The 14925-nt window shown below is 70.2% G+C and carries 14 protein-coding genes; all 14 read right to left on the bottom strand.

Annotation, left to right across the window (positions count from 1 at the left end; all coding sequences use genetic code 11):
* Positions 1 to 51 precede the first annotated feature (51 nt).
* Positions 52 to 858, bottom strand: coding sequence for a hypothetical protein (locus FHS23_RS18245; protein ID WP_183657255.1), 807 nt, complete (start codon positions 856 to 858; stop codon positions 52 to 54).
* Complete coding sequence (locus tag FHS23_RS18240; protein ID WP_183657252.1) at positions 855 to 1367, bottom strand: hypothetical protein; 513 nt, start codon at positions 1365 to 1367, stop codon at positions 855 to 857. The genes FHS23_RS18245 and FHS23_RS18240 overlap by 4 nt, the downstream gene beginning before the upstream one ends.
* Positions 1364 to 2692 carry an MCE family protein gene (locus FHS23_RS18235; protein ID WP_183657249.1) on the bottom strand — a complete coding sequence of 443 codons (1329 nt, stop codon included), beginning with the start codon at positions 2690 to 2692 and terminating at the stop codon, positions 1364 to 1366. Before FHS23_RS18235 ends, FHS23_RS18240 begins: the two co-directional genes overlap by 4 nt.
* Positions 2692 to 3954 (bottom strand): MCE family protein, encoded by a 1263-nt coding sequence (locus tag FHS23_RS18230; protein WP_183657246.1) that lies wholly within the window; start codon positions 3952 to 3954, stop codon positions 2692 to 2694. The genes FHS23_RS18235 and FHS23_RS18230 overlap by 1 nt, the downstream gene beginning before the upstream one ends.
* The gene (locus FHS23_RS18225; protein WP_183657243.1) at positions 3954 to 5135 is read right to left on the bottom strand and encodes an MCE family protein; all 1182 of its coding nucleotides are present in this window, start codon (positions 5133 to 5135) and stop codon (positions 3954 to 3956) included. The genes FHS23_RS18230 and FHS23_RS18225 overlap by 1 nt, the downstream gene beginning before the upstream one ends.
* Positions 5132 to 6178: an MCE family protein gene (locus FHS23_RS18220; protein WP_183657241.1), complete on the bottom strand. Its 1047-nt coding sequence runs from the start codon at positions 6176 to 6178 to the stop codon at positions 5132 to 5134. The genes FHS23_RS18225 and FHS23_RS18220 overlap by 4 nt, the downstream gene beginning before the upstream one ends.
* Positions 6175 to 7209, bottom strand: coding sequence for an MCE family protein (locus FHS23_RS18215; RefSeq protein ID WP_183657239.1), 1035 nt, complete (start codon positions 7207 to 7209; stop codon positions 6175 to 6177). The genes FHS23_RS18220 and FHS23_RS18215 overlap by 4 nt, the downstream gene beginning before the upstream one ends.
* A 30-nt stretch (positions 7210 to 7239) precedes the next feature.
* Positions 7240 to 8664 (bottom strand): MCE family protein, encoded by a 1425-nt coding sequence (locus tag FHS23_RS18210; RefSeq protein ID WP_183657236.1) that lies wholly within the window; start codon positions 8662 to 8664, stop codon positions 7240 to 7242.
* Entirely contained in the window at positions 8661 to 9449 is a 789-nt protein-coding gene (locus FHS23_RS18205; protein ID WP_246382441.1) for an MlaE family ABC transporter permease, read from the bottom strand. Before FHS23_RS18205 ends, FHS23_RS18210 begins: the two co-directional genes overlap by 4 nt.
* A 115-nt stretch (positions 9450 to 9564) precedes the next feature.
* The gene (locus FHS23_RS18200; RefSeq protein WP_183657229.1) at positions 9565 to 10353 is read right to left on the bottom strand and encodes an MlaE family ABC transporter permease; all 789 of its coding nucleotides are present in this window, start codon (positions 10351 to 10353) and stop codon (positions 9565 to 9567) included.
* Positions 10354 to 10395: 42 nt separating this feature from the next.
* Complete coding sequence (locus FHS23_RS18195; RefSeq protein ID WP_425501138.1) at positions 10396 to 11196, bottom strand: glucose 1-dehydrogenase; 801 nt, start codon at positions 11194 to 11196, stop codon at positions 10396 to 10398.
* 8 nt (positions 11197 to 11204) lie between these two features.
* On the bottom strand, positions 11205 to 12719 hold the full coding sequence (locus FHS23_RS18190; protein WP_183657227.1) for an aldehyde dehydrogenase family protein: 1515 nt from the start codon (positions 12717 to 12719) through the stop codon (positions 11205 to 11207).
* The gene (locus FHS23_RS18185; RefSeq protein ID WP_183657457.1) at positions 12716 to 13624 is read right to left on the bottom strand and encodes a 3-oxoacyl-ACP reductase; all 909 of its coding nucleotides are present in this window, start codon (positions 13622 to 13624) and stop codon (positions 12716 to 12718) included. Before FHS23_RS18185 ends, FHS23_RS18190 begins: the two co-directional genes overlap by 4 nt.
* A gap of 29 nt (positions 13625 to 13653) precedes the next feature.
* Entirely contained in the window at positions 13654 to 14742 is a 1089-nt protein-coding gene (locus FHS23_RS18180; protein WP_183657224.1) for an alcohol dehydrogenase catalytic domain-containing protein, read from the bottom strand.
* Positions 14743 to 14925 lie beyond the last annotated feature (183 nt).

The raw sequence follows: 14925 nt of genomic DNA, 5'->3' as shown, positions 1-14925 counted from the left end.
GGCCCCCTCCATGATCAGCACACGAACGCGGACCTCGCACGCCAGACGAACTCACATCGGGGACATCTCGGCGATCCGCCAGCCTCCGTCGGTGTGCACCGCCACGACGTCGATCCACACCGCGTGCGAACCGCGCGAGCGCATGTCCTGGTCGAGAACACGGCGATCGGCCAGCACGAGCAGCTCCGCACGGTCGCCCTCCAGGCTGCGCACGCCGACCGACCGGACCGTCGTCGACTGCACCGCGCCGGATCCGTCCGCCTGCTCACGGAGCCTGGCGAACGTGGCGTCGTACTCCCGGCGCGCCGCTCCGGTCAGCATCCGGTCGGCCGCCCGCTCGGTACGCGCCAGGTCGCCGCGATCGTACGAGAACACGGCCGTGACGGCTGACCCGATCTGTTCGGTCACCTGCCGCGTCCGCGTCCCGTCGACGTGAGCCACGTCGTCCGATACCGCTCCCCCCGCCTGCACACCCAGCCAGATCGCGCCGGCCACGGCCACGACGCACAGTGCGGCCAGCACCGCGAGCACCGTCGCCCTCCGGCTCCCCGATCTGCGCCGCCGGTCCGGGGTCGCATCGTCTCCCGGGTCGGCAGTGCCACCCGGGGCGCCGGTGCCACTCGGGTCGTCGGTGTCGACCGGGTCGTCCGGATCGCCTGCGTCGTCCAGGCCGCCGGCCGCCGTGTCCTCGTGCACGCTGTCCTCGTGCACGTTGTCCCCGTGCACGTTGTCCCCGTGCACGTTGTCCCCGTGCACGGGGTCCTCGTCCACCGTGCCGTCGGCCCCCTCGTCGACCTCGGCGCACTTCCCGGACGGCTTCACACCGGGAGCCGTGCCGAACACGCTCCGCCGGGTCACGATCCCACCGCCTGCACGTTCGACACGGTCCACCGGCCGTCCTTCCGCGTCAGCGACGCGATCAGCGTGCTGCGCCGCCGCTCGTCGCCGACATCGGTGTCCACGACGGCGAGCATCCGCGCCGTCCCCTCGGCGACGTCCAGTTCGGACAGTGCAGCCCGGGTCACCGTGGCGCTGGCGACGGTCTCGCCGGCACGCGCGCGCTCGATGTGCCGTTTCCGGTCGCCGGTCAGCCTGCCGTGCAGCGGTCCCGATGTGGCGCGGGCCCACGCGTCGAGATCCGCAGCGGCGGTGCGGTGGTCGATCGTGTGGAGCACGTCGAGCGCACGGGTTCCCTCGGCCACGGCGGCGTCCCGGGCCGCCGCGGTGGTCGCCGGTTCACTGTGGGCCACGGCCCACCAGCGCCAGCCCAGGCCGGCGCACGCCAAGGCCCCGATCACGGCGACGGCCAGCAGCACGGCCACCGCGCGGTCCCGGACCACGCCCCGGAGCAGCGGAACCGGCCTCATTCCGACACCCCCAGCAGGCCGCCCAGCCCGCCGCCGGACGACCCGGCCTCCGCGTTCGCGCCGCGCCCCGACTCCCCGGCCCCCGCCGAGAAGTCGAGCAGCCCCGGCAGTCCGCCCTCGCCGTTCTCGCGTCCTTCACCGCGCGCCGCTCCGCGGTCCGGGCCCTCGCCTGCGCCACCGGCCGGGTCCTGCTCACCGCCCGGGACCTGCACCGGGTCGCCCGCCACCGGCGCGTTCTGCGCACCGCGGACGTTGCTGGGACTGCCGGGCGGTTCGGCGCAGTAGGCGTCGGTGTTCGGCGGGGTGTTCCGCGTGTCGTTCGCGGGACGCCGCTCCGTGTCCTCGTACCCCTTGGTGCAGCTGTGCGGGTCGAAGAAGGTGGGCACGAAGCCGAGATGTCCTTCGCCGTTCGACACGACCGACCGCGAGAAGCCGGACACCATCGGCAGCGCCACCATCATGTGTTCGAGCGCGTCGGTCCGCGGTTCGAGCACCTGCGACGTCGTCAGCAGGTTCCCGATGAGTACCGACAGGCTCGACCCCGACTCGTCGAGCAGTGCCGAGATCTCCCGGCTCGCGGCCGGGGCGCGGTCGATGACGGTCCGCAGGTCGGAGTCGGACTTCTTCAACTGCGCCGCGATGTCGCGGAATCCGCCCGCGATCGAGCGCAGCTGCGTAGAGTTCCGTCGCTGGGTGTCGAGGACCGTCCGGCTCTGCCGCAGCAGTGTCGCCGTCTGCGGCAGGTGCTCGCGAGCCCCTGCCGTCAGTGACCCCGCCGAGTCCAGCAGCCGGCCCAGGTCCGGACCCACCCCGGTGAACGCGGTGTCGAGTTCGTCGACGACCGTCCGCAGCGACTCGGGATCCACACTGGACACGAGCCGGTTCAGGTTCCGCAACAGCTGACCGGGTGGGACCGGGGTTCCGGTCCGTTCGCTGTCGATGGTCGAACCGTGCTCGAGATACGGCCCGTCCCCGGAACGGGGCCGCAAGTCGACATATTGCTCACCGACCGCCGACCGGTTGGCGACGACGGCCTCGGAGTCGGCGGGGATGTCCGGGGAGCCGTCCTCGATGTCCAGGTCGACGGTCACGCCGTCGCCTTCGAGACGGAGCGCCGCCACCCGGCCGACCGTCACCCCGCGGTAGGCGACCTCGGCGTTCTCGAAGATCCCGCCCGACTCGCCGAGCTGCACGTGGACGATGTACCCGCGGTTGCCGAACAACCGGTCCAGTCCGGCGTACGTGCCGCCCGCGTAGCCGACCGCCAGCAGCGAGATGAGGCCGAACACGACCAGCTGCACCCGGTTCTTGCGTTCCAGCCGCATCAGCCACCTCCCAGGAGTCCGCCGACCAGGCCGCCGACACCGCCGTCACCACTCTGCTCGCCGCTTCCCTGCGGCGCGGTCAGCGGTCGCGAGGCGTCCGGCAGCGGCAACGGTGGCGGGGCGTTCCCGTCGTTGAACGGGATCGCACCCTCGGCGCCCGTACCGTCGTCGTGCGGCAGCTGCACCGGCGGCCTGCGCGCGTTGAGGACGTTCTCCAGGATCGCGTCGAGCTGCAGGTCCAGCCGTACGCTCACGTTCGCGTAGTCACCGTGCACGATCGACTCCCCGAACACCGGGATCGGATAGCTGGGCAGCAGCTGCATCGCCTTCGGCAGGTCGGCACCGGTCTCGGCGAGCTTCTCCAGCGTCGGTGTCAGCGCCTCCAGGTTCGCGACGAGGCTCTGCTTGCTGGCGTTGACCACCCGCGTGCCGGTGCTCGACAGTTTCCGCAGCGAGGTCAGCATTCCCACCAGCTGCTCGCGCTGACCGGAGACGACCTTCAACCCGGGTTCCAGGTGATCGAGCGCCGTCGCCAGCTGCCCCCGCTGCTTCGACAGCGTGCCGGACAACCGGTGCACGCCCTCGATCGCCCGCACGATCTCGCCGCGCTGGCTGTCCAATGTGGTCGCCAGTTCGTCCACGCGCGTGAGCAGTGCCTTGAGTTCCGGTTCGTTGCCCGCCAAGGCATTGTTGAGCTCGCCGACGATGTCGCGGAGCTGCTCCACGCCGCCCCCGTTGAGCAGCAACGACAGCGCACCGAGCACCTCCTCGACCTGGGGGTTGCGGTTCGTCCGGTCGAGCGGGATCACGTCGCCGTCGCCGAGCGACCCGCGGCCTCCCCCGTCGCCGGGCGGCCGCAGCTCGACGAACTTCTCCCCCATCAGGCTCGACTGGCGCAGCTCCGCCTCCGCGTTCGCGGGCAGCGCGATGTCACCGTTCACGGCGAGGTCGGCGAGCGCGGTCTTGCCGTCGTCGGCGAGACGCACCCGTTCCACCCGCCCGACCGCGACGTCGCTGACCTTCACCGCCGCCTGTGGTACGAGGTCCAGCACGTCCTGGAACCGCACCGTGACGCGATACGGCCGGTCGCCGAGGTCGGCCCCGCCGGGCAGCGGCGCGTTGTACAGACCCGAGAACCCGCCGTCGCCGCACCCCGCCACCAGCAACAGCAGGGACACCAGCGTCACGTGCACGGCCCGGCGCAGCCGGCCGGGGCGCCCACGGGCCGGCGTCCGCTCCCTCACCCTCGCCGTCGTCGTCATCACCGGCCTCCCGGTGCGATGATCGACGGCAACGGCAGCGGTGGCAGTTCCCCGCTCTGGATCGAGGCCAGCAGCTGGGAGACCGACGGCAGGTTGGCCTTCCCGTCCACGACCGGGCCGAGGATCTCGCACAGCTTGTCGAGCGAGCCGGGCAGCTGGTGGTCGGCCAACGACTTCGTCAACTTGCACGCCGTCGTCATCAGCGGATTGGTGACCTCGTTGAAGTTGTAGCGGATCGCGATCGACCCGGACGCGGCGTCGTAAGAGTTGATGAAGTTCGACAGGCCGAGCGGCGCGACGTCGGCGATCTCGGCGACCGCGGCGCGCTGGTCGACCAGCACCTGGGTGACGCCTTCGAGCTTGCCGATGTTGTCCGAGAGTGCCTTGCGGTTCTCCCCGACGAAACCCTTCACCTTGCCCAGTGCCCCGCCCAGCGACGACAGCGCCCTGCCGACGTCGTCGGAGTCCTCGGAGAGGAACCCGCTCACCTCGGCCAGCCGCTCGTAGAACCGGTTCAGCTGCGCATCGCTGGTGGCGAGCAGTTCGGTGAACTTCTGCAGGTTCCGCACCGTGCCGAACAGGTCCTCGGAAGAATCATCGAGCGTCGTGGCCAGTTCGGACAGTTTCGTGACCGTGGTGTTCAGGTTCCGGCCGTTGCCCTCGAGGTTGGCGGCGGTCGTGTCGAGCACCCGCGACAGTGCCCCGTCGGAGTTGGCCCCGTCGGGCCCCAGCGCGGTCGACAGCTCGTCCAGACTCGCGTACAGGTCGTCGATCTCCATCGGCGTCGCGGTGCGCTCGCGCGGGATGACGGTGCCGGACGTCATGATCGGGCCGCCGTCGTACACCGGGGTCAGCTGCACGTAGCGATCGCTGACCAGGCTGGGCGCGACGACGACCGCGTCGGCACCCCGCGGTACCTGCACCCCGCTGTCGACCCGCATGGACACCACGACCCGCTCGCCCTGCGGCTGCACCCTCGTGATCTCGCCGACCTCGATGCCGAGCACCCGCACCGTCGAACCGGCGTACAGCCCGACCGCACGGTCGAAGTGAGCCGTCAGCCGGGTGCCCGCCTCCTCGCGGAGCAGCCACCAGACGCCGCCGGTCAGCAGCAGTGCGGCGACGCAGGCCGTCGCCAGCCAGCGGTAGACGCTCCTGCCCGCGCGTGTGTCCATCGTCATCGGCCACCTCCGACGCCCTGGTCCGGTGCGGCCATGTCGCCGATGCAGCCCTCCGAGTTGTATTCGTAGCCGGTGCCGGTGTTGATCGTGGGCGGCAGCATCCCGCAGATGTACCCTTCGAACCACCGGCCGTTGCCGGTCACGTTGGTGCCGAGCCGGGTGAACGGCGCGAGCAGTTCCAGGCTCCGGTCCAGGTTGTTCTGGTTCCGTTGCAGCACGGTCGTGACCTTGCTCAGCTCCTGCAGCGCGGGCCGGAGCTGCTCGCGGTTGTCGTCGACGACCCCGGACAGCTGCCGCGAGACCTGCCGGGTCCCGACCAGCAGCTGGTTGATGTCCTGCCGCCGGTTCTGCAGTTCGGTCAGCAGCGAGTTGCCGTCGCCGATCACCTTGCGCAGCTGCTGGTTCCTGCTGCGCAGCGTGCCGGTGATCTTGTTGGTGTTCGACAGCAGCTTGCCGAGCTGCGCATCCCGCGACGACACGGTCTCCGACAGCGCCGAGAGTCCCTGCAACGCCTCGGTCATCGGTTTCGGCGTGTCGGCGAAGGTGTCCGCCACCACGTCGAAACTCTTCGCGAGCCGGTCGGTGTCGATGTCCTCGACCGTGCCGGACAGCCGGTCGAACGCGTCCTGCAGTTCGAACGGCGTGTCCGTGCGGTCCACCGGGATCGGCTCGGCCGGGTCCTGCGCGGACTCGCCCTCGGGGCGGAGCGCGAGGTACTTCTCCCCCAGCAACGTCTTGATCTCGATCGACGCCCTCGTCCGGTCGCCGATCCTGGAGGTGTCGACCCCGTCGAGCGAGAACGTCGCGCGCACGTGCGTGCCGTCGAGCACGACCTCGTCGACCTCTCCGACCTTCACGCCCGCCAGCTGCACGTCGTTGCCCTCGGCCAGTCCCGCCGACTCGGCGAAGTGCGCGGCGTAACTCGTCCGATCGTTGAGGAGCGGGATCTCGTCGGCCCGGTAGGCCGTGACGATCGCGAGCGACACCAGCACGAGTGCCACGAGTCCCACCGCGGCCTGGTTGCGTTCCTTCAGCGGTTTCACTCTGTCTGACACCTCTCCGGCTGCTGCGTCGCGGGCAGCGGCAGGATCGGCACCTCGACGTTGAGGGCCTTGATGCCGACCGTCCCGCTCAGGTCACACAGGAAGTAGTTGAACCAGCTGCCGTAACTGACCGCGCGCGTGAACTTGTTGAGGTGTCCCGGCAGCGTCGTGAGCACCTCGTCGATCAGCTCACGCGAGCCGGCGAGGCCACCGGCGAGTTTGCGCAGTGCCGTCACGTCCTTGCGCAGCGGCTCCCGCGCGTCCTCGAGCAGCCCGCCGGTCGCCGTGGTCAGTTCGGCGAGTCCGGACACGGCCTCGCCGATCGGTTTCCGCTGTTTCGCCAGCCCGCTCACCAGCTGCTGCGTCGTCGACACGAGGCTTTTCACCTGGGGCGTACGCGAGTTGACGGTGCCGAGCACGCGGTTGAGGTTGTCGATGGTCTGCCCGATGATCCGGTCCTTCGACGCGAGGGTCGAGGTCAGCGACGCGGTGTGCGACAGCAGGCTGCGCACCGTGCCGCCCTCCCCCTGGAACACGCGGATGATCTCGTACGAGAGCTGGTTGATCTCCTTCGGATCGAGCGCGCGGAACAGCGGCTGGAAGCCGTTGAACAGCACGGTCAGGTTGAGCGCCGGGCTCGTTCGTTCGGGCGGGATCACGCCGTTCGGTGCGAGGTGGCCGCGCTCGGGAACGTCGGTACCGAGCGCCAGGTATCGCTGGCCGATGAGGTTGCGGTACTTCACCGTGGCCGTCACGAGGCCGGGGAGCCTGCGCTCGCCGTCGACGTCGAACCGGACATCGGCGTGGTCGCCGTCGCCGAGGGCGATCTCCTTCACCTGGCCGACCTTCACGCCTGCGATCCGGACGTCGTCGCCCTCGGACAGCCCGGACACGTCGACGAACCGTGCGGTGTAGCCCGACGCGTCGGCGAAGTTCGTGTTGGCGATCGTCGCGGCCAGGATGCCGGTCAGCAGCACCGTCACGGCGGCGAACACCGAGATCTTCAGCAGGGCGGGTACGAAACTCCTCATCGCGGCTCCACCGTCATCGCAGCTCCACCGTCATCGCAGCTCCACGGTCGCGCCGCGGTACAGCGGGCCGAGCAGCACGCCGCCCCAGCCCGGGAGCTCGTCCGGCGCGATCCCGGTGTGCGGCGACTGCAAGACCCCGATCAGCCGGTGCTCGGCCGCCGAGTTGGCGGGCGAGGAGACCCGGCCCTGCGACGTCCCGCCGCCGCCCGAGGCCTGGTTCTCGTTCCCCTGCAGCGCGGCCTTGTCGTCGCCGTCGGCGGGGAACGGCACGTCGTAGCCCAGCACCGGGCCGGGCAGCCCGCCGGAGTTCTTCGACGGCGCCGGATGCGTCGACCCGTCCTCGAGCGGCCCTTCCGGCGGGTACTGCGGGAACCGTTCCGGCGGAACCATCTGCGGATAACACCGGGGGCCACGCTTGTCGTCGTAGCGCGGTTCGTCGACGCCCGGTTTGTACTTGCCGCGGTTGTCGGCCAGCATCCGGATCACGACGTGGTTCATCTCGTCGTCGCCGTGGCCGAACGCGGCCTTGGCGTTCGGCACCGCCTCGGCGAACTGCCGGAACATGCACGGGTACTGCGGCGCGTACTTGGCGAGCACGTCGAGGGTCGACTGGGACGTCGTCGTGAGCCGGATGATGTTGCGCTCGTTGGCGGCGAGGAACCGCGTCAGGTCGCCGGACGCGCCGGAGACGCTCTCGTACACCCCGGCGAGTCCCTCGCGTTTCTCGACGATCGTGCGCGTCGTCGTGGTCAGATCCCGCATCGCGGCGAGGAAATCGGGAGCCGCCTCGCGGTAGATGTCGGCCACGTCGGCCGCCGCCGTGATGTCGTGCGAGAGGTCCGGCAGCGACGGGTTGAAGTCCTTGAGGTACTTCGACAGCCCCACGAGCGTGTCCCCCAGCTGCTCGCCGCGCCCCTCGAGCGCGTCGGAGACCGACGAGAGCGTGCCGGACAGCTTCTGCGGCTGCACCGACTGGAGCAGCGGGAGCACATTGGACAGGACCTGCTCCAGTTCGACCGCAGAGCGACTGCGGTCCTGCGTGATGACGTCGCCCGCCGCCAACGGCGTGACCTCACCGTCGCGTTCGGACCGGTCGGGCGGCTGGAGTGCCACGTAGCGTTCGCCGAACAACGTCTTCGGCAGCAGTCGCGCCGACACTCCGGAGGGAACGGCCCCGATCCGGTCGCGCTCGATGGCCAGTTCGAGGATCGCCTTCTCACCGTCGGTCGACACCGACCGCACCTCGCCGACACGCATCCCGCGGATCTTGACGTCGGCGCCCTTGCGCAGCTGGTTACCCGCGGTGGAGGTCTCGAGGCGCACGGAGACAGCGTCGGAGAACGCCTTGTTGTAGATCGCGATCGTCGTGGCGATGAACAGCGCGGCGACGACGAGGAAGACCAGCCCGAGCACCTGCAGCCCGAGCCTGCGCACCACCGCCCTGCGTGTACTCATCCGGACAACCTCACCGTCGTCGTCGCACCCCAGATCGCGAGGCTGAGGAAGAAGTCCAGCACCGCGACCAGCACGATCGACGTCCGCACCGCCCGGCCCACGGCCACTCCCACGCCCGCAGGGCCGCCGCGCGCGTAGTAGCCGTAGAAGCAGTGCGACATGATCACGATGGTGCTGAAGATGATCACCTTGAGGAACGACCACAGCACGTCCTCCGGCGGGAGGAACAGGTGGAAGTAGTGGTCGTACGTTCCCGCTGACTGGCCGTACATCCAGATCGTCACCTGACGGGAGGCCAGATAGGACGACAACAGCCCCACCGCGTACAGCGGGATCACCGCCAGGACACCGGCGATGACCCGGGTCGTGACCAGGTACGGCAGGCTCGGGATGCCCATGACCTCCATGGCGTCGATCTCCTCGGAGATCCGCATTGCGCCGAGTTGGGCGGTGAAGCCGCAGCCGACGGTGGACGACAGGGCCAGACCGGCGGCGAGCGGCGCCACCTCGCGGGTGTTGAAGTAGGCCGAGATGAAGCCCGTCAGCGCCGCGGTGCCGAGCTGTTCGAGCGCCGCGTAACCCTGGATGCCGACGATGAGACCGGTGAACAGCGTCATGCCGACCATCACGCCGAGGGTGCCGCCGATGACGGCGAGTCCGCCGGTGCCGAAACACACCTCCGTGAGCAGCCGCAGCGTCTCCTTGCTGTACCGGCGGACCGTGCGCGGCACCCAGGCCAGCACCTTGAGGTAGAACAGCAGCTGTTCGCCGAGACCCTCGAACATGGCGCCCGGCCGCGCGATGGCCTCCAGTACCCGTTCGTCGGCGCGGGGGTCGCGTCGCGGCGGCTCCGGTCGTGGCGCGGACGCGGCGTCTCGGTCCTGGGTCGCGGTCATGGCGTCACAACGCCTTCGGCGGAACGATCTGCAGGTACACGGCGGTGAGCACCACGTTGATGAGGAACAACAGCAGGAATGTGATCACGACCGCCTGGTTCACCGCGTCACCGACACCCTTCGGCCCACCGGCCGGGTTGAGTCCCCGGAACGCGGCGACCACGCCCGCGAAGAACCCGTAGATCACGGCCTTGATCTCGCTGATCCACAGGTCCGGCAACTGCGCGAGGGCGTTGAAGCTGGCCAAGTACGCGCCCGGGGTGCCGCCCTGCATGACGACGTTGAAGAAGTAACCGCCGAGCACGCCGACGACGCTGACCAGGCCGTTGAGCAGGACGGACACCACGATCGCCGCGAGCACCCGCGGCACGATGAGGCGCTGGATCGGGTCGACCCCGAGCACCTCCATCGCATCGATCTCCTCGCGGATCTTGCGGGCGCCGATGTCGGCGCACACGGCGCTGCCGCCCGCACCCGCGACGAGCAGCGCCGTGATCAGCGGACTGGCCTGTTGCACGATCGCCAGCGCGCTGGCCGCACCGGTGAACGACTGCGCGCCGATCTGCTGCGTGAGCGATCCCAGCTGCAACGCGATGACCGCACCGAACGGGATCGCGACCAGCGCGGTCGGCAGGATCGTGACGCTGGCGAAGAACCAGCACTGCTGGATCCACTCGCGCCACTGGAACGGCCGCCGCGGGGTCGCGACGAGCACCTGCCACGACAGCGTCGTGAGCCGGCCGACCTGGGCGAACGCGGCGGTGCCCGGGATGGAACCCGTCCGTGCGGTCATCACACCTCCTGCGTTCGCCTGCCGGCCGGTCCGGCCCGGTCGTCACACCTTCAGCGCGTGGGTCGCGGTCGCACCGCCGTCGGCGACGAACTCGGCCCCGGTGCTGTACGAGCTGTCGTCGCTGGCCAGGAATGCGACGAGGCCTGCGATCTCCTCGGGTCTGCCGACCCGGCCGAGCGCGACCTTCGCGCCCACCGGGGACAGGTCGGTGTCCGCGCCCGTGAACCTGCGGATCATGGCAGTGTCGATCATGCCCGGGTGCACGGAGTTGACACGAATGCCTTTGGCGCCGAGTTCCAGGGCCGCCACCTTCGTCATGCCGCGGATGGCGAACTTCGTGGCCGTGTAGGCCGCGACGTACGGCATGCCTGCGAGCCCTTCGACGGACGACAGGTTGATGATCGAACCACCGCCGGCCGCCGTCATGGGTGCCACGACCGCGCGCATGCCGAGGAACGTACCGATCTGGTTCACCCGCAGGATCCGCTCGTAGTCGGCCAACGCGGTGTGTTCCAGCTCCGAGAAGTGCAGCAGGCCGGCGTTGTTGACCAGCACGGTCGGCGGGCCGAACTCCTCGGTGACGCGTTCGACCGCGGAGGTCCAGTCCTCTTCGGACGACACGTCGAGCCGCTGGTAGGCGGCCGTACCGTCGCGTTCGGCGCACAGACCGGCCGCGACCTCCTTGCCGTCGGCGTCTTCGACGTCGGTGACCAGCACTCGCGCGCCCTCGGCGACGAGCCTGCGCGCGAACGCCGCGCCCTGGCCGCCCGCCGCACCCGTGACCAGCGCGACCTTGCCGGCGAGTCGCGCACCACCGCTGAGCATGTCGGGAGTCGTCGTCATCGGCGCGCTCACATCATCTCGTCGCCGAGGGGCATCAGCACGGTCTTGAGCTCGGTGAACGACTCGATGGCGGACTTGCCACCCTCCCTGCCCAGGCCGGACTGCTTGAAGCCGCCGAACGGCAGGTGCGGTTCGATCTGGAACCCGTTGACGCACACGGTTCCCGCGCGCACCTTGCGGGCCACGCGGAACGTGCGCTGGGCGTTCGCACTGAACACGCTCGCACCCAGGCCGTACTCGGTGTCGTTGGCCATCGCGACTGCCTCGTCCTCGTCGTCGAACGGGATCACCGCCAGGACGGGGCCGAAGACCTCCTCCTGCGCGAGCGTGGACGCGTTGTCGACGTCGGCGAAGATCGTCGGTGCGACGAAGTTGCCGTTCGCGTAGTCGCCGTCGAGCCGCTCCCCACCGGTCACGAGCCGAGCTCCGTCCGCCTTGCCCCGCTCGATGTAGCCGAGCACGCGGTCGAGCTGCGTGCCGTTGATCAGCGGCGCCGACATCACGCCGGGGTCGAACGGGTCGCCGTAGCTGACCATGCCCGCCATGCCCTCGGCCGCGGCGATGAATTCGTCGTAGACGTCGCGGTGCACCAGCGCACGGGTGTTCGCGACACACGCCTGGCCGGACAGGCCGAGGGTCACGGCGCCGATCGTCGTCGCCGCCGCGAGGCCGACGTCCGCGGCGTCGTCGAAGACGATCGCCGGGCTCTTTCCGCCGAGTTCGAGCGAGACGCGTTTCATCGTCGCCGCGGACGCCTCGACGATCCGGCCACCCACGCCGCGCGAGCCGGTGAAGCTGACCTTGTCGACGTCGGGGTGGGTGATGAGCCGCTCGCCGGTCGGGTCGCCGGGGCCGGTCACGACGTTGAGCACCCCGGCGGGCACACCGGCCTGCTCGAGCAGCTCCACCATCCGCAGCACCGTGAACGTGCAGTACTCGGACGGTTTGAGCACCACGGTGCAGCCGGTCGCGAGCGCGGGCGCCACCTTCTGCGCGAACAAGAGGAACGGGGCGTTCCACGGAAGAATCGCCGCGACGACACCGATCGGCTCGCGGAACGTCATCGCCAGGTGGTCACCGCCCTGATACGGCGTGAGTGTCTCGCCGCCGAGCTTGTCGACCCAGCCGGCGTGGTGGTCGAACACGTCTGCGGCGACCTCGACCGACACGGCGTAGACGCCCGCGCCGAAGCCGACGGGTACGGAGTTGTCCAAGGCCTGCAGTCCGCGGAGCTCCTCGGCGTGCTCACGCAGCAGCGCCCCGCACCGGCGCAGCACACCGATGCGTTCCTGCGCGCGGGTGTTCGACCACTCGCCGGAGTCGAACCGCCTGCGTGCCGCGGCGACTGCGGCGTCCACATCGGACGCCGAGGCGACGGCGAGTTCACCGATGTCCTCACCGGTGGCGGGGTGCCGGTGCGTCCAGGTGGCGCCGTCGGTGGCACCTCCCCATTCGCCGTCGATGTAGAGCAGGCCCGGTTTGAGTCCCACCGTCTCGCGGTGCGGTTGCATGGTCAGCGTCATGGGCGCGTCTCCTGTCCCGGTTGTCCCAGTTCCAGCACGTCGGTCGCGGAGAACATGCGTGCGGGGTCGCGGTCGTCGAAGTGGCCGCCGATGCGGCCGGCGAGTTCACCAACCGTCCAGGCCTCGCCTGCGGTGACGAAGTCCTGTTCGATCGACGGCGGGGCCAGCAGTGCCACGTGCCCCCCGTGCACGACGAACACCTGGCCGTTGATGCGGTCGGCTCCCGGTGATCCGAGGTAGGCCACGAACGGGGCGACGTGACCGGTCGACAGCGGGTCGTCGCCGTCCGGTGCCTCGGCACCGAACGTGCCTGCCGTCATGGCCGTCCGGGCGCGCGGGCAGATCGCGTTGGCGCGGACGCCGTAGCCGGCACCGGCCCGCGCGGTCGACACCGTCAGCGCCGTGATGCCCGCCTTCGCGGCACCGTAGTTCCCCTGCCCGGCCGGACCCGACAGGAAGGCCTCGGAGGCGGTGTTGACGATCCGGCCGTACGCCGGGCCGCCGCCGGCCTTGGACACCGACCGCCAGTACTGCAACGCGCCGCGGCACAGCAGGAAATGCCCTCGCAGGTGCACCCGGACCACGGTGTCCCAGTCGTCGTCGGTGAGGTTGAACAGCATCTTGTCGCGCACCAGGCCCGCGTTGTTGACCACGACGTCGAGGCGGCCGAAGTGGTCGGACGCCGCGGCGAGCAGCGCGTCGGCCGTGGCACGCTCGCCGACGTCTCCGGCCACGGCCAGCGCCTTGCCGCCGACCTCCTCGACGGCGGCGGCCGTGGCACGGGCGGCGGCGTCGGTGAGGTCGTTGACGACGACGGCGGCGCCCTGCTCGGCGAGTTCGAGCGCTTCGGCGCGGCCCAGTCCCGCACCCGCGCCGGTGACGATCGCGACCCGGCCGTCGAGCACCGCGTCGGCCGGTTCGCCTGCCGGAACACTCACCCGAAGGTCACCACCTGGCGGATCACGTCGCCGCTGCCGGCCCGCAATGTGTCGAGTCCGGTGTTGAGGTCGTCGAATCCGATACGGCGGCTGATCATGCCGTCGAGGTCGAGCATCCCCGCGCGCCAGAAGCGGAGCATCGCCGCCGTGTCCCGTTCGACGTGCGCGGAGCCGTAGAGCGAGCCGAGGATCTTCTTGTCGTGCAGGAACAACTCCTGCGCGCTGAACTCGACCATCGCATCGGCCTTGCCCGCGCCGACCACGACGACGGACCCGCCGCGGCGCGCGTGGTCCCAACCGGAGCGGATCGTCGCCGGCGCGCCGACGACGTCGAAGGCGTGGTCGAACCCCTGCGAGGCCGTCAGCGCGTGTTTGGTCTCCTCCACCTGGTCCGGCGTCACGGCGTGGGTCGCACCGAACCGCTTGGCGACGTCGTGCTTGGCCGTGACCGGGTCGACGGCGACGATCGTGGTGGCACCCGCGATCCGCAGCCCCTGGATGACCGAGATGCCGACACCGCCGCAGCCGTACACGATCGCCGTCGACCCGGGTTCGACCTTCGCGGTGTTGAGCACCGCGCCGACCCCGGTCAGCACGCCACACGCGATCAGCGCGGCGGTCTCGAACGGCACGTCGGGGTCGACTTTCACCGCGGCGGGCGCGGGAACGACGAGTTCCTCGGCGAACGTTCCGAGGCCGGAGAAGCCGAACAGCTGCTGTTCGCCGATGCGGAACCGGGCGGTGGTGAACGCCTCGACGACGTGCACGGCGCACAGGTTCAGTTCGCCGCGCACGCAGTCCGGGCAGTGCCCGCACGGCGGTACGAACGACATCGTGACGTGGTCGCCGGGCTGCAGGTGCTCCACGCCGTCGCCGACAGCCACGACCTCGCCCGCCCCCTCGTGCCCGACGACGCCAGGCGCCATCGCGGGCAGCGTTCCGGTCATCGCGGACAGGTCGCTGTGGCAGATACCCGAGGCACGCACGCGTACGCGCACCTCGCCGGGGCCCGGGCCGACGACCGTGACGTCGTCGCGCAGGTCGAGCTTGTCGGTCCCGATCTCGTGCAGAACGGCCGCTCTCACGTACTGCCTCCTCGTTGAAGCCTGCTCGGTGTGCGACGCGGCCGGGGGTGTGTGCTGGCTCACCACGGCTCACATCGGGACCCGACAATAGAATTTGTTCTCATTCTCCGCAAGGGTCACCGTCCCGGGTGCCTGCGCGGCTCACGGCCGTCATGTCGAACCGCTGAGCGGGAACAACGTCGA

It is taken from the genome of Prauserella isguenensis, assembly GCF_014191605.1.
In the GTDB taxonomy this organism is placed as follows: Bacteria; Actinomycetota; Actinomycetes; order Mycobacteriales; family Pseudonocardiaceae; genus Prauserella; species Prauserella isguenensis.
Note: the sequence above shows the minus strand (reverse complement) of the source record. Positions and strands in the feature narration are given on the sequence as shown.